The following is a 22672-nucleotide window of genomic DNA, read 5'->3' on the forward strand; positions in this document are numbered from 1 at the left end:
AATTGCCGGTTTCCTGTCCCGTTTGGTGCGATACCCGCGCAGGGTGATTGGCTAGACTCTGCATCATAACAACAATGTCCCTGAACGGAGCACACCACATGTACGCTGTCATCGGCGCCGGCCCCATGGGGCTGGCCACGGCCCGCAACCTGCAGAAACTGGATATCCCCTTCGTCGGCCTGGAGCTGAACAACGATGTGGGCGGCCTGTGGGATATCGACAACCCGCACAGCACCATGTACGAGACAGCGCACCTGATCTCGTCCAAGCGGATGACCGAGTTTGCCGAATTCCCGATGGGCGAGGCGGTGGCGGACTACCCGCACCACAGCGAGCTGAAGCGCTACTTCCGCGACTATGCCACGCATTTTGATCTGTATCGCCACTACGAATTCAACACCCGGGTGATCAGCATGAATCCGGAAAATGGCGGCTGGCAGCTGGTGACCGAACGCAATGGCGAGCAGCAGAGTCGTTTTGTGGATGGCGTGCTGATTGCCAATGGCACCCTGCACACGCCCAACCGGCCACAATTGCCGGGCGAATTCGCCGGTCGCATCATGCATTCCAGCGAGTACCGCGACCCGTCTGTATTCAAGGACAAACGCGTACTCATCGTTGGCTGCGGCAACTCGGGAGCCGATATCGCAGTAGATGCGGTACACCATGCCAAATCCGTGGACATGAGCCTGCGCCGTGGCTATTACTTTCTGCCCAAATTTCTCAAGGGGCGGCCGATCGATACGCTTGGTGGCAAGACGGGCGGCAAGTTCAAGCTGCCGCGCAAGCTCAAGCAGCGCGTGGATGCGGCGCTGATCCGCTTCATCATGGGCAAACCCTCGGATTACGGCCTGCCCGACCCGGACTACCGCCTGTACGAGTCGCATCCGGTGGTCAACTCGCTGATTCTGCATCACCTAGGCCACGGCGATATCAAGGCGCGCCGCGACATTCAGGGCCTGAACGGCAATGAAGTCGACTTTGTCGATGGCGAGAGCGCCGAGTACGACCTGATCCTCCTAGCCACCGGCTACCAGCTGGACTACCCCTTCATTGAGCGCCAGCACCTCAACTGGCCAGCCCAGCTCGACGCACCCCAGTTGTACCTGAACGTGTTCCACCCGGAGCACCACAACCTGTTCATGATGGGCATGATCGAGGCCGCCGGCCTGGGTTGGGAGGGTCGCAACCTGCAGGCGCGTTTGGCTGCACTCTATATCGCCCAACGGCAGCAGTGCAGCCAGGCGGCAATGTTGTTTGATCAGACCAAGCGCGACCAGGCCACCACCAACCTGGACGGCGGTTACGACTACATCAAGCTGGCGCGCATGGCCTACTACGTCAACAAGGATGCCTACCTGGCGGCGCTCAAACAGCACATTGCCGAACTCGAAGCCGGCCTGGAGCAGCGCGCACCGCAGCCGGTTGCCGCCACATGAGCGGCGCGTTGCCGATCCAGTTTGATCCGGCCAGCCTGATTCTGCTCAACATCATCATGGCCGGGATGATGTTTGGCGTCTCGCTGACGCTCAAGCTGGACGACTTCAAACGCATCCTCAAGGCGCCGGTAGCGCCGGTGGCCGGGCTGTTTGCGCAGTTTCTGCTGCTGCCGCTGGCCACCTGCCTGCTGACCTGGGTGCTGCGTATCGACCCCGAGCTGGCGCTGGGCATGATTCTGGTTGCCTCCTGTCCCGGCGGCAGTTTTTCCAACGTGATGACCTGGCTGGGCAAGGGCAACGTGGCGGTGTCGGTCAGTATGACGGCGGTCTCCAGCCTGGCTGCGACCGTGCTAACACCGCTCAACTTTGCCTTCTACGGCTGGCTCAACCCGCATACCCGCGCCTACCTCACGCAGATCAGCCTGGAGCCGGGCAGCATTCTGCTGATCGTGCTGCTGGTGCTGGCGGTGCCGCTGGTGCTCGGCATGCTCAGTGGCCGGCGCTGGCCGCAGCTGGCCCAGCGCAGTGAAAAGCCGCTGCGCATGGTCTCGCTGCTGGTGTTCCTGGGCTTTGTCGGCATTGCCTTCAGCAACAACTTCGCGCTGTTTATCGAGCGCTTCAACAGCTTCTTCTGGCTGGTGGTGGCGCACAACCTGCTGGCGCTGTCGCTGGGGTACGGCATGGCGCGGCTGATGAAGCTGCCGGTGGCCGACCGCCGCGCGGTGACCATGGAGGTGGGTATTCAGAACTCCGGGCTGGGGCTGGTAATCCTCTTCACCTTCTTTCCCGAGGCCGGCGGCATGATGCTGATCACTGCCTTCTGGGGCACCTGGCATCTGGTTTCCGGGCTGACCCTGTCGCAGATATGGGCACGCCAGAGCCGCCGCGCCGAACACGCACAACACCTTGCCGCCCAGCGCGGCGCAGAACAGAGCCTGTAAGCCATGAGCAAACGCATTCTTATCACCGGCGCGGCCGGCTACATCGGCCATCAGCTGGGCAACCGCCTGGCGCAGGACTATCACGTGGTGGGCACCGACCTGCGCAGCAGAGGCGACCTGAACTTTCCACTGCGGATCATGGATATTCGAGACCGCGAGCTGGCAGCGCTGATGAAGCAAAAGCAGATCACCCACGTGGTGCACCTGGCCTCCGTTCTGCAGGCCTCGAAGGACCGCGAACGTGACTTTGATATCGACGTCAACGGCACCCGCAACGTACTGCGGGCCTGCATCGAGGCCGGCGTGCAGCATCTGACCGTCACCAGTTCCGGCGCCGCCTACGGTTACTACGCCGACAACCCCGAGTGGATCGACGAAGGCGACGCCATTCGCGGCAACGCCGAATTCGCCTACTCTGACCACAAGCGGCAGGTAGAAGAATTGCTGGCCACCTTCCGCCAGAACCACCCCGAGCTGCAGCAACTGATCTTCCGCCCCGGCACCGTGCTGGGCACGGACACCCGCAACCAGATCACCGGGCTGTTTGAAGCCAAGCGCGTACTGACCATCAAGGGCAGCGACTCGCCCTTTGTGTTCATCTGGGATCAGGACGTACTCGCCGCCATGGAAATGGGCATCCGCGAAGACAAGCGCGGCATCTACAACATGGCCGGCGATGGCGCCCTGACCATGCGCGAAATCGCCCAGCGGCTGAACAAGCCCACGCTCAACCTCGCGCCCTGGGTACTGAAGAGCGCCCTGCAAGTCGCCAAATGGCTGGGCAGGCCCACCGGCCCCGAGCAGATCAACTTTCTGCGCTACCGCCCGGTACTGAGCAACCAGCGGCTGAAGAACGAGTTTGGCTATCAGCTGCAGAAAACCTCGGCCGAGACCTTCGAGTTTTTTGTCGAAGCGCGGGGGCTTAGGCGCTGACGGGAGGGGGGCGGCGCGCTCGCGGGCCGAGTTCCGCCTCGGCCTTCCCAGGCAGTGTGGCTTTGCGGCGCGGGAGCTGTTCAGCTCACATCAAACAACAATAAAAGAGTACGCCAATCATGAAGACAATATTGATCACCGGTGCCGCCTCCGGCCTGGGCTGGGCCATGGCGCAACACTGGTTTGCCGCCGGCCACCGGCTGGTGCTGGCCGATATCAACGCCGAACTGCTGGCAGAGCGGGAAACGCAGCTCAACGCCCCCGAGCGGATACTCACCGTGGTTGCCGACATCACCCGGGCGGAGGACATTCAGCGTCTGATCAGCGCGACCGAGCAGCAGTTTGGCCGGCTGGATCGGCTGGTCAACAACGCCGGCATCACCCACCGCTCTCCCGCGCACAAGACCGACCCCGCCGTATTCCGCAAGGTCATGGCAGTCGACTGGCAGGGCCCGGTGGAGTTGACCATGGCGGCGCTGCCGCTGCTGCGCGCCAGCCGTGGCGAGATTCTCTGCATCGGCTCCATGGCCGGCTGGATGCCGGTGCCGGGGCGCGCTGCCTATTGCGCCGCCAAGGGTGCGCTGACGCAGTTCTTCGAGGTGCTGCGTCTGGAGCTGGAAGCCGACGGCATTCATGTGCTCATGGTCTATCCCAGCTTTCTCGACACACCCATTGAACACAACGCACTGGGCAAGGACGGCAAGCCCGCCAGCCATGCGCGCTCGATGGTGGGCGGCATGCGCAGCCCGGAATGGATGGTAGAACTGATCGACAAAGCCCTCGCAAACGGGCAACGTTGGCTGCTGCCCGAGCCGGTGTCGAAATTCGGCAGCCTGCTCTGGCGCTTCGCCCCGGCGCTGTACCTGCGTCAGGTACGCAAACGTTTTGCCGGAGAGCTAAGTTGAGGACTCAATGATCATCGACCCCTGGATCTGGCTGGGTCTGTTCATCCTGCTGGCTTACACCATCGAAGCCATTACCGGCTTCGGCAGTATTGTCATCGCGCTGTCGCTCGGCGCACTGCTGCTGCCCATCCCCGAGATGCTGCCGGTTTTGGTGCCGTTGAATATCTTCATGAGCGGCTATCTGGCCTGGCGCAACCGCGAGCATATTCAGTGGTCTCTGCTGCTCAAGCTGATACTGCCGCTGATGCTGATCGGCATGCTGCTGGGCTATGGCCTGCGGCCCTGGCTCGACGGGCAGTTGCTCAAGGCTCTGTTCGGCCTGCTGGTGCTCTGGTTTGCCGGGCGTGAACTGCTGCGCCTGTTTCGCGGCCATGAAAGTGCCGCCCACCCCGGCTGGCTCAGCCGCAGCCTGACGCTTGGCGCCGGCATCACCCACGGCCTGTTCGCCTCCGGCGGCCCGCTGCTGGTCTACGCCCTGGCCGGCACCACGCTGGACAAGAGCAAACTGCGCGCCACCCTGATCAGCGTCTGGTTTGGCCTCAACAGCAGCATGACCATCCTGTTCCTGCTCGACGGCAGCCTGCTGCCCAGCGTGCCGCATATTCTTGCCTACCTGCCGCTACTGGTGATTGGCGTAGTGCTGGGCGAATTTCTGCATCACCGCCTGAACGAGCAACGCTTTCGGCAGGTAATTTATTCGTTGCTGGTGGTGACGGGGGTGTTGTTGTTGGGTAAGGCGGTGGTGTGAGCGCGGCTGGCCGAGTTGGAACTCGACCCTGCCAGCAACAATGCGAGGCCTTTATCAACTCGCAGCGCAATCAACCCAACCGGACCTGATACCGCGTACTCCGCCCACCGCCCGGCAGCCGCTCGATGCAGCCCTTGTCCAGCAAGTCAGCCAGATGCCGCGTTGCCGTAGCCTTGGATACCTTGGCCACGGCCTGATACTGCGCTGCGCTGATGCCCTGTTCGAAACCGCGTTCGCCGCCATCCAGCAAGCGGTTGAGCACTTTCTGCTGCTCGGCAGACAGACGCAGATTGCGGTGCTTTTGCCAGTAACGTGTTTTGGCCAGCAGCCGCTCGATGCGCGCCAGCGCCTCCCGCAGACTGTGCAGCAGGGTGGTGAGAAACCACTCCAGCCACTCGGTAATATCCGGTCCACCTCTCTGGCTGGCTTCCAGAATGCGGTAGTAACCGCTGCGATCGGCCAGAATGCTGGCCGACATGGCGTGCAGGCGAATTGCCTGCGGTTCGGCTTGGGCCAGCGCCAGATCGGTAATGGCGCGGGTTAAGCGACCATTGCCGTCGTCAAAGGGGTGCAGGGTGACAAACCAGAAATGCGCGATGCCCGCGCGCAACAACGGATCCAGCGTGTCGTCGCGACGGCTTGCGTCAAACCAGGTCAGGAAGGCATCCAGCGCCATTTCCAGTCCCGCACGGGGTGGCGCCTCAAAATGCACCCTGGGGTTGTCCAGCCGACCGGACACCACTTGCATGGGCTCATCACCGCGCAGCGTGCCCACGCGGATTGGGCGATGTAGCGCAGCGTCCTGGCTGGGGAACAGCCAGACATGCCAGCCAAACAAGCGCTCGGCGCTCAAGGGCTGCGCCAGATTGGTCGTGGCATCCAGCATCAACTCAGCCAGACCCTCGCTACGCGCGCTGGCCTTACCCTCGGGCGCCAGGCCAAGGCGTTTGGCGAGGGAGGATCGCACCGACTGCACGTTAAGCGTTTCGCCCTCGATCGCGGAGGACGTAATGATGTTCTGCAGCAGTGCATCCAGGCTACTGCGCGCCTCTTCGTCGGCCTCGACCGCGCCAGCCATCCCCAGCAGTCGCCCCTGAGCCTGGGCGCAAGCGCGCAACAGCGGCGCCAGCCGTTCTGCCCTCCATGTGAAGTTCGGCCAGTCGGGTTCTTGCCATATCCAGAGCGATGTGTGCATCGGCTTCCCACGCAGCGGTGAGCCGAATAGCGGATTTATTCGGCTCATGTGTTGAGCCGAATATACGTGTTAATCGGCTCAAAGGCTATCGTTGGGACAATCACGGCAATCGGCGGTGGCGACTCCTGGGGAGAGCCCGGTTCCATGCCGGCCTTGGGTGGAGCGGCGTACGCGGCTGGTCGAGTTTAAACTCGACCTTCCCAGCCCTCGCAAGCAACAAAAAGCCCCGCGCATTGCGCAGGGCTTTTTTGGGCTCCGAACGGGAATTACATCTCAGGCCATACGGCGATATCGATAATGTTCTCTGGCAGGTCGGCAACCATGCCCAGCGCAGTGGGTGTGCCGGTTTTCAGGTCGACCGTGTGTAGGGTGCCGTTGGCGAGTACGTAGGCAGTGTTGCCACCTTTGCCGTCGCTGGCGATGTCCATGGCGGCGGCGTCAAGGCCTTTGGCCAATTCACCGACCGGTTGCTGTACGCCATCGTTCGGCGGGTTCTGCAGCATCAGCATGCCGGTGGCCAGGTCAACAGTGTAGAGCTCGGTTTTCTCGGTACCGGCGTAGGAGTCGGTGTACGCGCCGGCAACCACCTTCGGCATCATGGTGCCGTGCTCGGAGCCCTCGGCGTAGGCCACGCTGCCATCGGTGGCCACTTCACCGGTTTCCACGTTTACGCGGAAGTTGGTGCCATCGGCGGCCAGCAGACGCAGGCGATCTGCCTTGGGGTTGAAGTCGACGACCGCGTGCTCGCTGCCCGGCAGGGCCGAATTCAGCTGGGCGCCGGCGGTGGCCTTACCGGTCGCCGCATCAATGGTGTACAGCTGGGTGCCGCCGCCCAGGGCATACAGCATGCCGTTGGCCGGGCGCACATCGATGCCGCGCAACTCGCTGGCGCCGTCCACCTGCATGCTGGCAGTCACCTTGAGGGTATCGCTGTCGATCTTGTGCAGCATGCCGTCTTCAGTCAGTGCCAGCAGCTGTGCGGCGCTGGCGGTACCGGCAGCCAAGGTCAGTGAGGTGGTCAGGAGCAGTTTGTTGAAGGTATTCATCTGTGATTCCTCGCATTCAAGTGGGGGTGGGCTTGGCCCATCCAGCTGGGTGCTTTGTAAGTCACCTGTTAGCTAATACCCGTGAGGTTTGGGTTTGGATGTCGGGAGATGAAAATAAATTTTCCGGGCTTATTGTGAGCGGTGGCTCGGAGCCTCATAACCACCGTTAAGCATGGGCTGCCAGCAGCGAGCCCGAGGGCTGTCAGGTGAAGATGGGCAGCGGAAAACCAGTAATGGTATTCAACAGGCGAGCGTCCTTGCTTGCCTGCCGATCTGTTTTTTAGAAATTCATACTGACGGCTAGAGACAGGTTACGCTCTTCACCAGCATTGGTTTGGCTGCCGCCGGACGCCCAGTATTTCTCGTTAAGCAGGTTGTTGATGTTGCCGTAGAGCGTCATGTCCTGGTCTGCGAGATTGAAGTCGTATCCGAAGCCGGCGCTAACGGTGGTCCAGCTTGGCATTTTCATATCGTTGGCGGTACTGATGTAGGATTCGCCAAAGTAGCGCACGTTACCGTGTAGCGCTAAGCCGTCTATGCCGGGCACAAAGTAGTGCGCATTAATGACTGACTGAAAATCAGAAACACCTGCCGGGGCGTTGCCTTTGATGGCGGCGTTGTCAGTTTTATCAATCTCTGCGTCAAGATAGACCAGACTTATGCCTACATTCAGGTCGCTGGTGAATTGGTAGGCGCCAGATAGCTCAATACCATCGTAAACCGCCAAGCCATCTTGTGTCAGGTCGGGGAGGACATTACCCGGTTGCAGTACCTGCATTTGGTTTGCGCGTTCGATACGAAAGAGCGCAGCCGCATAGTTGAAACTATCGGACACATGCTTGATACCCGCTTCGTACTGTTTTGAGACGGTTGCACCCAACACTTCACCGACGTTGCTGAAGTTGCCGTCGACTTCGGTGCCCGGTTCCAAACCTTCAACATAGCTGCCGTATATGCTGGTTTGGGCATCGGGTTTGAAGATCAGCGCGAGAGTCGGGCTGGCTTCTCTGGTTTCATAACCCGACTCCTTCATCTCGTAGTCGGTGCCACGTAGCCCAACAATCGCTTGCCAATGGTCACTGAAAATAAGGGTGTCGCTGATAAAGGCCGAGCGTTGTTCAACGATGCTGGCCCGTTGCAAAGAAAAGTCAGGGGTGCGGGTAATCAGGAACGATTGGTTCTGGTAGATATTGCCGTTGAAATCATTGGACCAATAATACTCGTTACTTCCCTTGGTCCGCTCTTCCTGAAACTCCAGGCCGGTTACCAGTTCATGCTCTACCCAGCCTGTCGAGAAATGCCCCTGTGCTATTACCTGACTGAACAGGTTGTCTGTTGCGTAACCGAAGTCATAGGCAGCGCCCTGGTAGTCACCATCACGGTTGAGCAGATAGGCGAATGAGCGTCTGGACTCATGCTCCTTACGCGAGAAACCGACCTGAGAACGAAGGTTCCAACGCTCATTGATATCCCAGTCCAGACCGGTGGAAGCCAACTGGGTTTTGGTTTTGTAGTAGGAGTTGTCGATATTGAAATCGTCGTAATCGTAGGTGACATCCGGTAACACGCCACCACTACCAACCACATCGTAAGCGCCGGTATAGAACTGGAAAGGCTGGGCTTCGATGGTGTTGTCTTCGTAGAGCAGCGTTGTGAACCAGGTTAGTGATTCGTTGAATTTCTTGTCGATAGCGACCGAAGCAAGAATACGATCTGCTTCGCTGTCGTTGTAGGCGGTTCCTTGATCGGTGGCGAGGTTAAGACGCACGCCCCAGTCATTGCCAAGGTTCTGGCTGGTATCGACATGCGCCGAGAACAGGCTGGGGTTGCGATAGCCCAGATTAACGCTCGTGGCAGGCGCTTGCGTTGGGCGCTTCAATCGGTAGCTTAGGGCGCCGCCGGGTGAGCCAAAGCCATACATGAAGCCGCTTAGACCTTTCAGCGCCGTAACGCTTTCTACCGCTTCAATGGGAAAGTCGCCACCCCAGTGCAACATCATCGGGATGCCATCGATATAGTGCTTTTGAGTATCCAGCCCGCGGATTTTAGTACCCCACCAGTCCGTGGTGAAAGACGATGTCGGTGTGTATACCGATGCATCGTTGGCAAAAATCTGGCCAATGGACCTTGCGCCCCGTTCGATGATTTCCTGCTCATCTACAACGGTAAGAGAGAAGGGTGTGTCGAGAATGGCCTTGTTACCCAAGGCGCCAGCGGAGCTACTTCTCTTTAGATAATTCAAGGAGGTCGTAGCGTTTTGAACTTCACCCCTGATTTCAAGAGCGGGCAGCATCAGCGCTTCTTGTTGCTGTAGCACATAATCCCCATTGGCTTGTTTAACTGCCATGAATCTGGTGCCAGTCAACAAGCTGGAGAAACCCTGCTGCACGCTGTATTCGCCTTGCAAACCCGGTGTTTGTGTACCGCTGAACTGGCTGGCGTCGAAAGACAGGGCAACACCGGCAGCACCAGCAAATTCGCTCAGCGCATGGCTCAGAGGGCCGGCGGCGATATGGTAGGTTTTGGCTGCAGCACCCTGACTGGTTGTATCTGCAGCCTGAGCTGCGGTGCTGGGCAAGCAAACAGCGCCGCCTGCAAGCAGCGCGACAGAGAGACTGACGGCGTGAACTAGAGGCTTGCGTTTAGCAAAGTAACGTCGGGATGGCATTGCGGCTCCTGGGTATAATAGGCGGTCTAAACAGGAGCCGAAACTGAGAGGGTAAAAGTGCAAGGCGCCCAAAAAAAATTCTAGGCCGCGACTAATCTGACCCAATAGCGGGTCAGCCGCCGCTCTGCCACAGGGAAGGCGCGCGTGATGACTGCGAGTGCTCGGTCAATGTCATTAAGCGGGAAAGCGCCGGAGATTTTTAGCTGCGCAATGTCAGGGCTGCACGAAACCATGCCGCTGCGGTAGCGCGATAATTGCTGCAATAATTCACCCAGCGGCATATCAACCACCGTCAAGCTGCCTTGTGTCCAACTGGCTGCAAAGGGGCTGGCGGCAGTCACCGGACTCAGTGCTGCTTTGGTGAAGCTGATTTGATCACCCTGGCTAATGACTTCATTCGTTCCACCGCAAGCGGGATGAACGCGCACGCGCTTTTCCAGCACGCTCACTTGAGTGCGACCCTCGTCTGTCTGCGCGGTAAAGCGCGTACCAAGTGCTTCTATTCGGCCTTGCGGCGTAGCAACCATTATTGGTCGTGGCGGCGACTGGGGGTCAGGTGATGTTTGCACCAGAATCTCGCCGCGATGGAGTTTGATCAACCGCGTATGTTGGTCATAGATGATGTCGACGCTGGAGGCGGTGTTGAGTATCAACTCAGTGCCATCCGCTAGCGTCAGACTGCGTTGCTCGCCGATAGCTGTGACGTATTCGGCTTGCCAGCGCTGCCAGGGTTTAAACTGCCAAGCGACCAGCCCCAGCACGGGCGTTGCGAATACAAAAATACCGAGGCTGCGTAGAACCTCACGGCGCGACAACTCTGCGCCGCGTAATGCCGGGCTGACGATTTCGCTCGGCATTTTTGCCATATCAGCTTGAAACCGCTCGACTTGCTGCCAGGCGAGCTGATGGCTGGGTGCTTCGTTCAACCACTGTTGCCAGGCGTGCCGATCAGCTGCTGAGGTTGATGACGACTGCAGCCGTGCATACCAACGCGACGCTTGGCGTATAGCGCCCCTTAACTCGTCGAATTGGTGGCTTTTAATGTTCATGGTGAGTGTGTAACGGAGCTGATGGATTACACATTACAAACGGTGATCAAGCCGATAGAGACAGCAATGCTCTATCGCTTTGGCCATGTAGTTTTTTACCGTACGCAGCGATACATCCAACTGCACGGAGACTTGCTCATACGTCAGCCCGTCAAACTGAGACAGAATAAAGGCAAGCCGAACTTTGTTGCCTAACCCAGCCAGCATAATGTCGAGCTCCAGCAGGGTTTCCAGCATGACGGCACGGTCTTCCTCTGACGGCCATTGTGCTTCTGGCAACTGAGCCAAGGCTTCAAGGTACTGTTGCTCAAGGCTGCGTTTGCGGAACAGGTCAATAGTCAAGCCGCGAGCGATGGTCACCAGATAGCTGCGGGGCTCGTTGAGGGAGGGGATATTCTGGGATGAGCGAATGACGCGTACGAAGGTGTCCTGTGCCAGGTCCTCAGCGTCCATGGCGTTGCCCAAGCGACCCTGCAGCCAACGCTGCAACCAGGGGTGGTGATCCTGATAGAGATCGCACAGATCAGGTTGGCTGATAACCTCCGTGTTCAACACAGTATGCTCCAGAATTGTCGACCACGGTTGACCGAACGATAATGAGAATAGTTATCATTGTATGTTCTGCGCTGCAGGGTTGCAAGCACGAAGGCGAGCGCGCAATGGGCAGGCTCCGTGCCGCTGGCAGGGCTAATAATCGTCCACGTAAGGTCTGCAGAACAGCCGGTTCTTATCAACTATTCTGATGCTTGCCCTCTAGCACCCACTGTTTGGACGATTGCACCGCATCCGGCAGCTAATGGCCGCTTGCTCCGGCGCGCCGCAGGCCAACAATCCTGCTACGCGCGTCGATCATGAAAACACCTCGATAGATGCATTTTCCACCTGGCGAGGTGCCCGGAGACGTTAAGGCAGCGCTCGCTAGTTACTCGCGATCAGCACCGCCCGGCCAATATACAAAACCGGCCCGGTAGGTCGATCCAACGGCGATCCGCCCTGCGGCTCCAGCGTCAGCTCAAACAGCTGCCCGGCCTGCACAGCACCGATCTGCTCGGCACTCAGGGTAACCCCCTTGCCCGGTTCGATCAGGCCCAGCGAGCGCGGGCCGTCCTTGGGGTCGAGCAGCGTCCAGAACTGTACGCTGCGATCCGCCGGTATGGCGTCGGCAACCAGCGATTGCAGCTTCAGCGTGCCATCGCCATCGACCGTCACCACCCAGCCCGGCTTGGCGCTTTCACCCGGTACCTGCAGCACGGCGGTGAAGCTGTCGCCGCTCGGGGCATCACGCAGTACGCCGGGCAGCCAACTGAGCAGTACCAGCAGCGCCAGTGCACCGCTGGTCAGGCGCCACAGGCCAAGGCTAGTCCACCAACCGGCGACACCCTCAGCGGCATTAGCCTGCGCTGCAGGGGCCCAACCCAGGCTCTGCTGCACGCGATCCCACAACGCCAGCGAAGGGCTTTGGGCTGGCAGCTCGTCCGCCAGCTCCAGCAGATGTTGCTCCCATTCCAGCGCCATGCGCGCGGCCTCGCGGTCGCGCGCAATCAACGCGCGCACCTCGCTGGCCTCCGGCTCTTCGAGCAGGCCCAGCACGTACTCGCCGATCAACGCCCGACGCGGCTCAATTGCCTCTGGAATCATGCCTGCAAACACTCCTGCAATGCGCGCAGCCCCGCGCGGATACGTCCCTTGATGGTGCCCAGCGGCGTGGTCAGCCGGCTGGCAATCTGTTCATGGGTCAGGCCCCGGTAAAAGGCCAACAGGATCGGATGACGACGTGGGCGTTCCAGCTGGCGCAAACAACGACGCAGCTCGCGGCCTTCCGACTGATCGCTGGCGATGTCTTCTGCCTGCGCACTGTCATCGGCCATCTGCTCGATAAAGCCGTCATCGGTATCAACCAGCCGCCCGCGGCTGCGCAACTGATTCAGCGCTCGGTAACGCAGAATGCTGTAAATCCAGGCACGGCCCTGACCCAGCGAGCGATCAAAACGATCCGCGTTGTGCCACACCTTCACCAGCGCATCGTGCAAACAGTCCTCCGCCTGATCCCGCCGCCCCAGCAAGGTAATGGCCAACCCCAGCAACTGCCCGGCCTCGCGCTGATAAAGCCGCTGAAACGCGCCCTTATCACCCCGCGCACAGGCCTCCAGAGTGCCCTCGTAATCAAACTCGCTGTCTGCCATACCCGCTTCCTGTAACCAGTCGCCGTTCCGTCCCTGCAGGCTATACCCCCGAGCAGGCATTACGGATGTCGGACCGTGAAATTAAGTGGGGAATTCGTGAGGAATTGTTTCGGTGGCGTGCACAGCGTCAGCGGCTCACCCCGCAGGAGAGGTCAGCGAGGTGCAGCGACGACCGACGAGTCCATGAGCCGAATAACGCCCCTATTCGGCTCACGGCGGTGATGGGCTAACCGCAACCGCCGCTGATCAAAAACAGGGTTGGCAAGCCAGCCAAAGCGTAGCACTATGCCAGTAACTGCTTTTTACAGACCCCTTTATGGAGGCACGGATGCCTGACTACGCCAACCGACAACACCCCATAGATGCTGTCTCCTCCGTGTGGAGGCTTAGTCCAACAAGCATTTGATCGGCATACTGCGCACGCGGTTCAAATGCTTAGATGTGTGTTTTAAAGCACTGAGCCGAGAAGGGATTTATGGCAAGAGTAAAGAAAATCAGAAAAGAAAAGCTATCTATCTATTTGGCGAGAGATGGAAGCAAGCCAGATTCTGATGTAATAAAACTAGAAAGTGCTAAGCAACCTATTGAAATGGACTTGCCAGAAGTAGAATCAGCCCGTCTTTACATAAAAAAGCAGACCCCTAAAAATGCTCCGCCATGGACTAGATTGTTTACAGCAGATAGCCAAATTGATCTTTCTGAATTTGGCACCTCTTCAAATGTAGGGGCTGTATTTATAGTAAGAATATCAGGAGCTACATTTATCCTGTCTTTTGGAACTGGTTTTCATCTGCTAAAGCAAGAATCTATCGAGCGTGATTTCGGTCTAAAAGTGACGCTGAATTCGGTAGATCCTGACAAGCTGAGAAGCTTAGACAAGGCTAGCTATGATCACAATCCATTGAATTCAAGAACTCAAAGCACTCGGGATGTAGATATTTTTAATCTCCATTTAGACTCTGAGATGGAGATGCTTTACGCAGTAACAGGTACATCACTAGTAAAAGAATTTGGGAGTCATGTAACTGGTAGGGATGCACTGACAATAGCAGTAGAAACCAACCTCTCAGATATACCCGCGATTCTTTCAAAGTCGATCAAGCAATATCGATCTAATCTTCCAGACAAATTTAGCTGGGTAGAAAATATCAATCGGGTTCGGGACTATGATGAGATTGAAATACTAGACTTGGAACTAGATCAACACTTGAGCGATAACAATATCTCTAATTTCTGGTTAGGCGAGCCAGAAATAGTAGACTGGGAAGGTCAAATCGGCTATTCATTTGATATGTACCAAAAAACCCTTCGCCATGTAGTTTTAACCTTCGATGACTATATAACTTACCTTAGTGGTCTTACCCCTACAGTTGCGTTAATGAAGAACCATGTTGTTCACGTAAACAACAATGAGTATCAGTCTGTAAAAAGTTGGCCTGTCTACCGCTGTCTGTATGCTGAAATTAAGTTTGGAAGCGATTCTTACGTTCTAAGGAATGGAGTGTGGTACAAAATAAACAGTGATTTTGTGTCAGCAGTTGATGACTACCTCAGCGATATTAATATTCATCCATTCTCATTTCCCATATATTCTCATGATGATGAGGGCGACTACAACGAGCTGATTGCTAAGACAAACAGCAATTTTTGCTTGATGGATAAAAAGAACATCCAGATTGGCGGCCCTTATGACAAGTTAGAGCACTGTGATTTGATAAAGGATGGAAGTGAGTTCATTCATGTCAAGCTATACAGAAGCTCAAGCACTCTCAGTCACCTATTCTCTCAAGGATTCGTGGCTGCGGAAGCGTTTATAAAAGACGCTGACTACAGAGAAAAACTGAACCCAAAATTACCTTCATCAATCAAATTATCTGATCCAAAACCAAGGCCTGATCCAAATAAATATACGGTGGTATATGCAATTGCTACAACCAAGCATATACCTGAAGAGCTCCCGTTTTTTTCAAAGATCACATTAAAGAACTCTCTAAAAACACTAAGAGCACTAAATTACAACATCTCCCTATCTAAAATAGATATTGACCCCAATTGGTTAAAGACTAAAAAGTGCAAGCCAAAGAAAAACTAACAAAGCGCTGCTATCGGTAGAATCTTCCGCTGCGGCCCAAATTTAGTGCAGAGGTCGGTGGTAGCAAGCATTGGCAATCGACCTGAATGGAGTATTGAAGGCGTGGAAGACATTGAGTTGATTGTTGCCATCGTGGCTGGTTTCTTTTCCCTGTTAGGCGGTTTCTTTGGTGCCTTTCTAACTCGCCGAACAGAATATGAGAAGTGGCTTCGGCAACAACGAAGCATCGCGTTCGCGGGGTTCATAAGCCATTTGAATCAGTTTCGCAAAGTTGCTGTAGATATTCTCTACGATACGGGCCTTGATCAAGAAGATAAGGACATGGCTATTTCTGAGTGTTTTTATGAGCTTAATAGCCAAGAACTTCTTGTGAGGTTGTATTTGACAGGTAGGAGCCGGGAAAGGTTTTCAGAGCTAAAAAGCGAGATTTGGAGTGCCTATTCTCCAGCGGTCAATCAAACGACGCGTTTGGCTACTTTGAGAAATGCGACTTCTGAGATCCAGGCAATATTTGAGAGAGCTCTACATGGCTAACAATCGCAGGCACAGCGATAGCTCTTCCATTGCGGCTGTGCCTCCATTACAAAGCCGCGAGTGCTGCGGGCGTCACTAAGGAGAATCATCCAACACCCCTCGGTCCCAAATCCCATCTGCGCGGGCGAGTAGCGCAGAGCTGCCGGGAAAAAGATGCTCGCGGTGTCTGAGGTGCGAAGCGCCGAGTTTGCGAGTATCCCCGGCAGATCGAGCAACGCAGCGAACCCGAAGGGCCGCGCAGCTGGGTGCCCTAGGGGGGCGTTGGGGGGAGATGGGCAAGCATCTCCCCCCGACTCGCCTAGAGGCGAAAAACAGAAACGAGCCAACCTCCGGCGTAAAAGCTAAACGCCGGTCACGCATGCACCACCCCAAACATCACCCCAATGATTCCCCAATAATCACCAAACCACCCCTTGGCTCCCAAGCCACCCCGCCAGTGCTAACGTCCTCTCATCCACAACACCAACAAGAGATACCGCCCATGTCCAAAGCCGCCGGCCGTCAATCCATCTTCATCACCGGTGCCGCCTCCGGCATGGGGCGTGAAACAGCGCGTTTGTTTCACCAGCAGGGCTGGTTCATCGGCGCCTTCGACGTCAACCAGGCCGGGCTGGACGCGCTGCAGCAAGAGCTGGGCGCCGACAACTGCGTCATACAGACACTGGATGTAAGCGACAAGGCGCAGTTTGAGGCGGCGGTCGCGACCTTTGGCGCCGCGACCGATGGCCGTATGGATGTGCTGTTCAACAATGCCGGCATCATCATGCGCGGCTTTTTCGATGAGATGTCGTTCGAAGATCAGCTGAAGATCATCAACGTGAACGTGATTGGCGTACTCAACGGCACCCACGCCGCGCTGCCGCTGCTGAAGGCCACGCCCAATGCGCTGTGCTTCAACACCTCGTCATCGTCCGCGACCATGGGCATGCCGCTGATTGCCGTGTATTCGGCCAGCAAGCACGCGGTGAAAGGCCTGACCGAGGCCTGGTCGAATGAATTCAAGCGCTTTGATATTCGCTGCGCCGATGCGCTGCCGGGTCTGATTCGCACCGGCATGACCTCGGACGAGTTTTTGCAGACCGCGCCAACCAAAGGGCCATTCCGGCTGATTGAAGCGATTGAGGTGGCCAAGGTGGTGTGGGCCAGTTACCACGATGCAAGCAAGTTGCACTGGTACATTCCCGAGGAGCTGGCAGAGCTGGACAAGGCCGCGAGCAACGATCCGGAGCTGCTGCGCGACAAGCTGGCGCGCAATATGCCCCAGTAGAGTCAGAGCGTTAGGGGGGATCAGAAACAGAACAGGGGCGCCGCGGCGCCCCTGTTGGCTTTGATAACCTGTGCTTACTGGCTGGCGGTGGTATCAACCTCCACTGCGCTGATCTTGGCCGCCGCAGGTTGTGCGAGCGGAACTTGAATCAGATTGGCCGTTTTGGTTTGTGGCAGCTTGTACATGGCCCCGGTGGCCGGGTCGACCGCCAGCATGCCGATCAGGCCCCCAAACAGCAGGTTGCCCCAGTACCAGCCATCCATACTGGACTCCAGGGTCTGATCTTGCTCCTCATAACCTTCCTTGGAAAAATGCAATTTATAACGCTCACCCTTGAAGTATCCGGCGCCGGACTTGAGCGTGACGGTGTTGGGGGTGGTGCCTTGGTGAACCAGGCTGCCGTTGCGGTTGCGGATCTGATAATCGGCACCGGACGGTTCGGATTTCACGACGACAGGGTACTGCGAGTCACTCACAATGCTGGCGCAGCCAGAGGCAAACAGGGAGGCAGAAATGGCAGCGGCCAAGGCCAGCTTTTTCATGGACGTCATTCAGAAGAATCCTTCTTCAATAATTTATTTTTAGTATGTGCTTCTGATACAGCTCGGCGATCATAATCAGCAAATACCGCAATGTCATTATGATATTTAAGCCATTCAAGCGTACTTTCCTGCACCGCCTGACAAACCGCTACGAGCGGCTCATAACAGTGCTTGGAGCAAGCGGGAAACCTCCAACCTGCACGCTATAGAGACCTATCAGACAGTAAGACAGCTGCGCGCCGCCTGGGCATTGAGTGTTGCGGCCGGGGGCCTCAGCGGTTAGCCTCTGTTGCTGGATAAAAACGTGGTGAACACTGCATGCAAGTCGTCGTCTGGGATCTGCCTCTTCGTCTGTTTCACTGGCTGTTGGCGCTCTGCGTTACTGGCGCCTTGGTGACGGTGAGTCTGGGTGGCGGCTGGATGGTGTGGCATGAGCGCTTTGGCCTGGCGGTACTGGGGCTGCTCACCTTCCGTCTGGTATGGGGCCTGGTGGGCGGCACCTACGCACGCTTTGGTGGTTTCTTCCCTACGCCGAAACGGGTGCTGGAGTATGTGCGCGGCCATTGGCAGGGGCTTGGGCACAACCCGTTGGGCGCGCTCTCGGTGTTTCTGATGCTGGGGCTGCTCAGCTTCCAGGCGCTGAGCGGTCTGTTCTCCAATGATGATGTGGCCTTTTACGGCCCGCTCACCCGCCTGGTGTCGAGCGAAACCAGCACGCTGGTAAGCGGCTGGCACCGCTCTACCGAAGAGTTTATTTATGCGGTGATCGGCCTGCACCTGGCAGCGATTGCCTTCTACCGGCTGCGCGGCAAGAAGTTGGTGGGCCCCATGCTGCATGGCCGCAAGACGGTACACCAGATGAAGGAACCGGAGAACGAGGCCGCCGGCGGTCTGGCACTCTGTGTTGCGATAATCATTGCCATTGGTATGGTCTGGCTGGCGTATGGCGGCTGGATTCCCGCGCCGCCCCCCGCGCCTGCGGTACCGGCCTGGTAGTTCTGGGCCGGCGGGTGCATAAACACCGGTTAAAAAAATAGGGCCGCTGCAGTGCAGCGGCCCTATTGCGTTCAGGCTGGCTGATTCAGTCCAGACGGTACTTATCGTGGCAAGCCTTGCAGGTTTTGCCGACCTCGCCAAAGGCCACGCGGATGGCGTCTTTGTCACCGGTTTTTGCCTCGGCGGCCAGAGTGTTGGCGGCGCTGCCCAGGTTGCCGGCCAGTTGTGCCACGTCCTGCATGTTGTCGAACAGGGCAGGGTCAACCCGGGTGTGCTGGCTGCCGATGTCTTTCTCGGTGCCGGGGCCGAAGAGCGCACCAATGCCGGAGTTGGCGATGGCAGCGATGGTGTTGGCGGCGGCTTCAACCTGTTGCTGGTTGTACTCTACGCTGCCCTCAATGACCTGCGCCTTGAGCTTGCCCATGTTCCAGGCCATGTAGCTGAATCCGGCCTTGCGTAGTTCAATCTGGTCTTCTGGCGAGACCTGTGCCTGAGCGGTTACGGCGCCGCCCAGCAGAAGGGCGCTCAGGGCGCCGGCAATCACGGTTTTCATGCATCTCTCCTTGTTGGGCCTCAAGCAGGCCTGGGGTCATGGTAACGGCAGCGGGGCCGATATTGCCATGGTCTAATCGGAGCGCTTCAATTCGGCCAGGGTGTTGAAGGCAATGTGCGTGCTGGGGAACAGTTGATCGACCTGACGGGTGATCCAGTCGGTCTGTTCCAGATGGTCCATCAACGGGCCCTTGACCTCGGCCAGGTGCAGGTGGATGCCACGCTCACCCAGGCCTTCGGTCAGCTCGCTGAGCATGTCCAGCCCGGTGCTGTCGATGTGATTCACCGCCGACAGAATCAGCAACACCTCGCGGGTATCGGGGTAGTCGGCCAGCGCCTGATAAATGGCCTGTTCCACCGCCTTGGTATTGGCGAAGAAGATGTTTTCATCAATGCGCAGCGCCAGCAGGTGAGGCACGGTTTCGACCAGATGGCGTTTGGTATTGCGGAAATAGTGGGTATCCGGCACCCGGCCGACCACCGCCACGTGCGGTCGGCTGCCGCGCCACAGCTGCGCCACGATCGACCAGCACACCCCCAGTACAATCCCGCCCTCGACCCCCAGGATGAGAACCCCAAGCAGGGTGCTGAGCAACGTAAGGCCTTCGGCGCGGTCGTAGCGCCAGGCCCGCGTTAGACTGCGCAGATCAATCAGCGGCGTGACCGCCACCATGATCACTGCCGCCAGCAGGACCAACGGCAGGTAGGCGAACAGCGGCGCAACCGTCAGCAGAATCACCGCAATGAAGCCGGCGGCGATCACCCCCGCCAAGGGCGTGTTGGCACCCGCTTCGATATTCACGCTGGAACGCGAGAAGCCACCGGCCACGGCAAAGCCTCCGGTGATTGCCGAACCCAGGTTGGCGGCGCCCAGGCCCAGCAGTTCGCGGTCGGGGTTGATGCTCTGACGCTTGCGCCGCGCCAGCGACTGCGCGATGGACACGCTCTCGACAAAGGTCACCAGACTGATCAGCGCGGCCGGCAGCAGCAACTGCCGCAGATCACCCAGCCCCGGCGTGCTCCATACCAGCGCCGGCAGCCCGGCCGGCAGATGACCCACCACCGGAACGCCCTGCGCGGCGAGATCGAAGTGCCAGGTAATCCAGACGGCCAGCACCACCACCACAATCGGCGCCAGCCGCGCCAGCAGCGTGGCCAGGGCACCAGGCAAGCCCAGTTGCTGCAAGTGGCCGGCCATCGCGCTGCGGGCATATAGCAGCCAGGCCAGCGCCAGCACCCCCATGCCCAGCACCAGCGAGTTGACCTGCTGCCATTCCTGCACCAGCTCGTTCAGGCTGTGCGGCAGCGCCTCCCGCCCCAGCAGGCTGGGCAACTGACTGAGAATGATCAGAATGGCGGCCCCGCTGATAAAGCCGCTGATCACCGGGTGGCTGAGAAAGTTGGCCAGAAAGCCCAGCCGCAGCAAGCCGAGCACAAACAGCAGGATGCCCGAAAGCAGCGCGAGCCAGACGGCCAGTTGCAGGTAGTCCGGGCTGCCGAAGCTGGCCAGCGGCGTCAGCAGGGTAGCGGTCATCAGGCCGGTTACCGCGACCGGACCCACCGACATGCTCATGCTGCTGCCCAACAGGGCGTAGCCCAGCAGCGGCAACAGACTGGCATACAGACCCACCTGTACCGGCATGCCGGCCAACATGGCGTAGGCCATGCTCTGCGGAATCACCATGATGCTGAGCACCAGCCCGGCGGTCAGGTCGCCGGTCAGCCAGGCACGGCGATAGCTGCGTAACCAGCCGAACAGCGCGTTGCTGCCCGGCGGCTGCAGCCGAGGGTTGTCACTCATCCGGCTCTCCGACGCTCAAACCAGGTAAACAGGGCCATGCCAACGAGCATGGCAAGAACAAACAGCAACGCCTGCGGCACCAGTGCAGCGGCGGCCACCAGTGCCGGCCCGGGACAGAACCCGGCCAGGCCCCAACCCGCCCCAAACAGCAGACTGCCCAACACCAGCGGCCGGTCGATCTGGCGATTGCCGGGCAGCTGCGCCACCTCGCCACGCAGGGTAAGACCACGGCGCTGAACCCATTGCATGGGCGCGAAGGCGACCGCGATGGCACCTACCATGACCAGCGCCAACGACGGGTCCCAGGCGCCTGCCAGATCGAGAAACCCCAGCACCTTGGCCGGATTGGCCATACCCGACAGCAACAGACCAAAACCAAACAGCACGCCGCTGATCAAGGCTACCCAGGCACGCATACTCAGACCCCCGCCAGCAGATGACGCACGATATACACGCAGACAAAGCCTGCCCCCATGAAACTCAGCGTCGCCACGGCCGAACGGGGCGACAGACGCGCCAGTCCGCACACGCCGTGGCCACTGGTACAGCCAGAGCCCAGCCGAGAGCCAAAGCCGACCAGCAAACCGGCCACTACCAGGCCCACCGGGCCGGTCTCGATCTGCACCTGCAGCTCACCTGCCGCCAGCAGGTACAGCCAGGGCGCCAGCAGCAGCCCCACAACAAACAATAGACCTTCGCGATTACCCGCCTGCGGCAGCAACAGCCGGCCGACCAGGCCGCTGATGCCGGCAATACGCCCGTTGAACAGCATCAATAGCGCCGCGGCGGCGCCGATCAGCGCACCGCCAGCGAGGGCGCTGATCGGGGTAAAGGCCGTCCAGTCAATGCTCATGGTCGCTCTCCTCGGCGCAGTAAAGGCCGTAAAGGGTATGCAGAATCGCCAACGCCTCGCGGCTGGCAACGCGGTAGTAGACCTGCTTGCCCTCGCGCCGGGTATCGACCAGCCCCTCGCGGCGCAACACCGCCAGCTGCTGCGACAGCGTCGGCTGCACAATACCCAGCAGCGCCTCCAGCTCGCCCACGTTGCGCTCGCCCTCCACCAGCTGGCAAAGCAGCAACAACCGATCGCGGTTGGCGAGCGTCTTGAGCAGTTGGTGGGCCTGGTCAGCGGAGGCGCGCAGGCGCTGGATGTCGGACGTTGTGTTCATATCAGCAGGTCAGTCTCTTGCACTACACTATTGACCGACAATATATAAAAAAATAGATTGTTTGCAACCAACCCGCGCTTTCGGAGCCCCCCATGAGCGATGATCAGGTAGCTGTTACCCTGCAACAACAGGAAGGCTTTCGCTTCCTGGCGCAGTTCCCGAACGAGACCCCCGATCTGATAACCGACGAGCCCGCGCCCCTGGGTACCGGTCAGGGACCGAGCCCCGCCCAGTTGCTGGTCACCGCGCTGGGCAACTGCCTGAGCGACAGTCTGGTGTTTGCGCTCGGCAAGTTTCATCAGCCCAACGACGGCATCCGCACCGAGGCCGTCGGCCACCTTGGCCGCAACGCCGACAACCTGTTGCGCGTGTTGAGCGTGGACGTCACCCTACACCTGGGCCACCCGGCGGAGTCGTTTCAGCGGCTGGAGCGCATCCTCGATCAGTTCGAGCGCTTCTGCACCGTATCGCAAAGCGTGGTGGCCGCGTTGCCAATCCGGCTGCAGGTGCTGGACAGCGACGGCGTGCTGCTCAAGGGCTGAGCGCCCGGCAGCGCAGAAAAAGCCGCCGCGGATAGTCGCTTAAGGCGATCTTAAGTTTCGCCCGCCATTC

General features: G+C 58.7%; 23 protein-coding genes. 10 read left to right on the forward strand and 13 right to left on the reverse strand.

What is annotated here, in order from left to right; all coding sequences use genetic code 11:
* Window positions 1-98 precede the first annotated feature (98 nt).
* The 5 genes from V7747_RS06890 to V7747_RS06910 all read left to right on the forward strand — a co-directional run bounded on the left by V7747_RS06890 (window position 99) and on the right by V7747_RS06910 (window position 4966).
* Complete coding sequence (locus V7747_RS06890; protein WP_335615318.1) at window positions 99-1439, forward strand: flavin-containing monooxygenase; 1341 nt, start codon at window positions 99-101, stop codon at window positions 1437-1439.
* Entirely contained in the window at window positions 1436-2380 is a 945-nt protein-coding gene (locus tag V7747_RS06895) for a bile acid:sodium symporter family protein (protein ID WP_335615319.1), read from the forward strand. The genes V7747_RS06890 and V7747_RS06895 overlap by 4 nt, the downstream gene beginning before the upstream one ends.
* Before the next feature lie 3 nt (window positions 2381-2383).
* The gene (locus V7747_RS06900) at window positions 2384-3313 is read left to right on the forward strand and encodes an SDR family oxidoreductase (protein ID WP_335615320.1); all 930 of its coding nucleotides are present in this window, start codon (window positions 2384-2386) and stop codon (window positions 3311-3313) included.
* A gap of 119 nt (window positions 3314-3432) precedes the next feature.
* Window positions 3433-4218: an SDR family oxidoreductase gene (locus V7747_RS06905; RefSeq protein ID WP_335615321.1), complete on the forward strand. Its 786-nt coding sequence runs from the start codon at window positions 3433-3435 to the stop codon at window positions 4216-4218.
* A gap of 7 nt (window positions 4219-4225) precedes the next feature.
* The gene (locus tag V7747_RS06910) at window positions 4226-4966 is read left to right on the forward strand and encodes a sulfite exporter TauE/SafE family protein (protein ID WP_335615322.1); all 741 of its coding nucleotides are present in this window, start codon (window positions 4226-4228) and stop codon (window positions 4964-4966) included.
* A gap of 70 nt (window positions 4967-5036) precedes the next feature.
* Here the strand turns inward: V7747_RS06910 and V7747_RS06915 are convergent, their stop codons facing one another.
* From V7747_RS06915 to V7747_RS06945, 7 genes are all read right to left on the reverse strand, one after another.
* Window positions 5037-6161, reverse strand: a complete 1125-nt coding sequence (locus V7747_RS06915; protein WP_335615534.1) for a Fic family protein — start codon at window positions 6159-6161, stop codon at window positions 5037-5039.
* A 266-nt stretch (window positions 6162-6427) separates the two neighbouring features.
* Window positions 6428-7207 carry a DUF4394 domain-containing protein gene (locus V7747_RS06920; protein ID WP_335615323.1) on the reverse strand — a complete coding sequence of 260 codons (780 nt, stop codon included), beginning with the start codon at window positions 7205-7207 and terminating at the stop codon, window positions 6428-6430.
* Window positions 7208-7487: 280 nt separating this feature from the next.
* Window positions 7488-9875: a TonB-dependent siderophore receptor gene (locus V7747_RS06925; protein WP_335615324.1), complete on the reverse strand. Its 2388-nt coding sequence runs from the start codon at window positions 9873-9875 to the stop codon at window positions 7488-7490.
* 80 nt (window positions 9876-9955) lie between these two features.
* Window positions 9956-10924 carry a FecR domain-containing protein gene (locus V7747_RS06930; RefSeq protein ID WP_335615325.1) on the reverse strand — a complete coding sequence of 323 codons (969 nt, stop codon included), beginning with the start codon at window positions 10922-10924 and terminating at the stop codon, window positions 9956-9958.
* A 33-nt stretch (window positions 10925-10957) separates the two neighbouring features.
* A complete protein-coding gene (locus V7747_RS06935) occupies window positions 10958-11479 on the reverse strand; it encodes a sigma-70 family RNA polymerase sigma factor (RefSeq protein ID WP_335615326.1) in 522 nt (173 codons plus the stop codon).
* Window positions 11480-11842: 363 nt separating this feature from the next.
* The gene (locus V7747_RS06940; RefSeq protein ID WP_335615327.1) at window positions 11843-12562 is read right to left on the reverse strand and encodes an anti-sigma factor; all 720 of its coding nucleotides are present in this window, start codon (window positions 12560-12562) and stop codon (window positions 11843-11845) included.
* Window positions 12559-13107, reverse strand: coding sequence for a sigma-70 family RNA polymerase sigma factor (locus V7747_RS06945; RefSeq protein WP_335615328.1), 549 nt, complete (start codon window positions 13105-13107; stop codon window positions 12559-12561). Before V7747_RS06945 ends, V7747_RS06940 begins: the two co-directional genes overlap by 4 nt.
* A gap of 475 nt (window positions 13108-13582) precedes the next feature.
* Here V7747_RS06945 and V7747_RS06950 point away from each other — a divergent pair, with 475 nt between their 5' ends.
* The 3 genes from V7747_RS06950 to V7747_RS06960 all read left to right on the forward strand — a co-directional run bounded on the left by V7747_RS06950 (window position 13583) and on the right by V7747_RS06960 (window position 17000).
* A complete protein-coding gene (locus V7747_RS06950) occupies window positions 13583-15199 on the forward strand; it encodes a TIGR04141 family sporadically distributed protein (RefSeq protein ID WP_335615329.1) in 1617 nt (538 codons plus the stop codon).
* A 102-nt stretch (window positions 15200-15301) separates the two neighbouring features.
* On the forward strand, window positions 15302-15733 hold the full coding sequence (locus tag V7747_RS06955; protein ID WP_335615330.1) for a hypothetical protein: 432 nt from the start codon (window positions 15302-15304) through the stop codon (window positions 15731-15733).
* A 481-nt stretch (window positions 15734-16214) separates the two neighbouring features.
* Entirely contained in the window at window positions 16215-17000 is a 786-nt protein-coding gene (locus V7747_RS06960) for an SDR family oxidoreductase (RefSeq protein ID WP_335615331.1), read from the forward strand.
* A gap of 74 nt (window positions 17001-17074) precedes the next feature.
* Here the strand turns inward: V7747_RS06960 and V7747_RS06965 are convergent, their stop codons facing one another.
* Window positions 17075-17551 (reverse strand): hypothetical protein, encoded by a 477-nt coding sequence (locus V7747_RS06965; protein ID WP_335615332.1) that lies wholly within the window; start codon window positions 17549-17551, stop codon window positions 17075-17077.
* 309 nt (window positions 17552-17860) lie between these two features.
* On the opposite strand from V7747_RS06965, the gene V7747_RS06970 reads away from it, so the two are divergent.
* Window positions 17861-18538, forward strand: coding sequence for a cytochrome b/b6 domain-containing protein (locus V7747_RS06970; RefSeq protein ID WP_335615333.1), 678 nt, complete (start codon window positions 17861-17863; stop codon window positions 18536-18538).
* An 85-nt stretch (window positions 18539-18623) separates the two neighbouring features.
* Here V7747_RS06970 and V7747_RS06975 read toward each other — a convergent pair whose 3' ends face one another.
* The 5 genes from V7747_RS06975 to V7747_RS06995 form a co-directional block, all read right to left on the reverse strand.
* Complete coding sequence (locus V7747_RS06975; protein WP_335615334.1) at window positions 18624-19091, reverse strand: c-type cytochrome; 468 nt, start codon at window positions 19089-19091, stop codon at window positions 18624-18626.
* Window positions 19092-19163: 72 nt separating this feature from the next.
* Window positions 19164-20891, reverse strand: a complete 1728-nt coding sequence (locus V7747_RS06980) for a SulP family inorganic anion transporter (RefSeq protein ID WP_335615335.1) — start codon at window positions 20889-20891, stop codon at window positions 19164-19166.
* Window positions 20888-21307 (reverse strand): DUF6691 family protein, encoded by a 420-nt coding sequence (locus V7747_RS06985; RefSeq protein WP_335615336.1) that lies wholly within the window; start codon window positions 21305-21307, stop codon window positions 20888-20890. Before V7747_RS06985 ends, V7747_RS06980 begins: the two co-directional genes overlap by 4 nt.
* Before the next feature lie 2 nt (window positions 21308-21309).
* Window positions 21310-21744, reverse strand: a complete 435-nt coding sequence (locus tag V7747_RS06990; protein WP_335615337.1) for a YeeE/YedE family protein — start codon at window positions 21742-21744, stop codon at window positions 21310-21312.
* Window positions 21734-22060, reverse strand: a complete 327-nt coding sequence (locus V7747_RS06995; RefSeq protein WP_335615338.1) for an ArsR/SmtB family transcription factor — start codon at window positions 22058-22060, stop codon at window positions 21734-21736. The genes V7747_RS06990 and V7747_RS06995 overlap by 11 nt, the downstream gene beginning before the upstream one ends.
* Window positions 22061-22152: 92 nt before the next feature.
* On the opposite strand from V7747_RS06995, the gene V7747_RS07000 reads away from it, so the two are divergent.
* Complete coding sequence (locus V7747_RS07000; RefSeq protein ID WP_335615339.1) at window positions 22153-22602, forward strand: OsmC family protein; 450 nt, start codon at window positions 22153-22155, stop codon at window positions 22600-22602.
* Window positions 22603-22672 lie beyond the last annotated feature (70 nt).

The organism is Halopseudomonas sp. (assembly GCF_036960865.1).
In the GTDB taxonomy this organism is placed as follows: Bacteria; Pseudomonadota; Gammaproteobacteria; order Pseudomonadales; family Pseudomonadaceae; genus Halopseudomonas.

Bases quoted from the DNA above. Each gene is read 5' to 3' on its own strand.
- V7747_RS06890 (WP_335615318.1), top strand. From the start codon at position 99: ATGTACGCTGTCATCGGCGCCGGCCCCATGGGGCTGGCCACGGCCCGC.
- V7747_RS06895 (WP_335615319.1), top strand. From the start codon at position 1,436: ATGAGCGGCGCGTTGCCGATCCAGTTTGATCCGGCCAGCCTGATTCTG.
- V7747_RS06900 (WP_335615320.1), top strand. From the start codon at position 2,384: ATGAGCAAACGCATTCTTATCACCGGCGCGGCCGGCTACATCGGCCAT.
- V7747_RS06905 (WP_335615321.1), top strand. From the start codon at position 3,433: ATGAAGACAATATTGATCACCGGTGCCGCCTCCGGCCTGGGCTGGGCC.
- V7747_RS06910 (WP_335615322.1), top strand. From the start codon at position 4,226: ATGATCATCGACCCCTGGATCTGGCTGGGTCTGTTCATCCTGCTGGCT.
- V7747_RS06915 (WP_335615534.1), bottom strand. From the start codon at position 6,161: ATGCACACATCGCTCTGGATATGGCAAGAACCCGACTGGCCGAACTTC.
- V7747_RS06920 (WP_335615323.1), bottom strand. From the start codon at position 7,207: ATGAATACCTTCAACAAACTGCTCCTGACCACCTCACTGACCTTGGCT.
- V7747_RS06925 (WP_335615324.1), bottom strand. From the start codon at position 9,875: ATGCCATCCCGACGTTACTTTGCTAAACGCAAGCCTCTAGTTCACGCC.
- V7747_RS06930 (WP_335615325.1), bottom strand. From the start codon at position 10,924: ATGAACATTAAAAGCCACCAATTCGACGAGTTAAGGGGCGCTATACGC.
- V7747_RS06940 (WP_335615327.1), bottom strand. From the start codon at position 12,562: ATGATTCCAGAGGCAATTGAGCCGCGTCGGGCGTTGATCGGCGAGTAC.
- V7747_RS06945 (WP_335615328.1), bottom strand. From the start codon at position 13,107: ATGGCAGACAGCGAGTTTGATTACGAGGGCACTCTGGAGGCCTGTGCG.
- V7747_RS06950 (WP_335615329.1), top strand. From the start codon at position 13,583: ATGGCAAGAGTAAAGAAAATCAGAAAAGAAAAGCTATCTATCTATTTG.
- V7747_RS06960 (WP_335615331.1), top strand. From the start codon at position 16,215: ATGTCCAAAGCCGCCGGCCGTCAATCCATCTTCATCACCGGTGCCGCC.
- V7747_RS06965 (WP_335615332.1), bottom strand. From the start codon at position 17,551: ATGACGTCCATGAAAAAGCTGGCCTTGGCCGCTGCCATTTCTGCCTCC.
- V7747_RS06970 (WP_335615333.1), top strand. From the start codon at position 17,861: ATGCAAGTCGTCGTCTGGGATCTGCCTCTTCGTCTGTTTCACTGGCTG.
- V7747_RS06975 (WP_335615334.1), bottom strand. From the start codon at position 19,091: ATGAAAACCGTGATTGCCGGCGCCCTGAGCGCCCTTCTGCTGGGCGGC.
- V7747_RS06980 (WP_335615335.1), bottom strand. From the start codon at position 20,891: ATGAGTGACAACCCTCGGCTGCAGCCGCCGGGCAGCAACGCGCTGTTC.
- V7747_RS06985 (WP_335615336.1), bottom strand. From the start codon at position 21,307: ATGCGTGCCTGGGTAGCCTTGATCAGCGGCGTGCTGTTTGGTTTTGGT.
- V7747_RS06990 (WP_335615337.1), bottom strand. From the start codon at position 21,744: ATGAGCATTGACTGGACGGCCTTTACCCCGATCAGCGCCCTCGCTGGC.
- V7747_RS06995 (WP_335615338.1), bottom strand. From the start codon at position 22,060: ATGAACACAACGTCCGACATCCAGCGCCTGCGCGCCTCCGCTGACCAG.
- V7747_RS07000 (WP_335615339.1), top strand. From the start codon at position 22,153: ATGAGCGATGATCAGGTAGCTGTTACCCTGCAACAACAGGAAGGCTTT.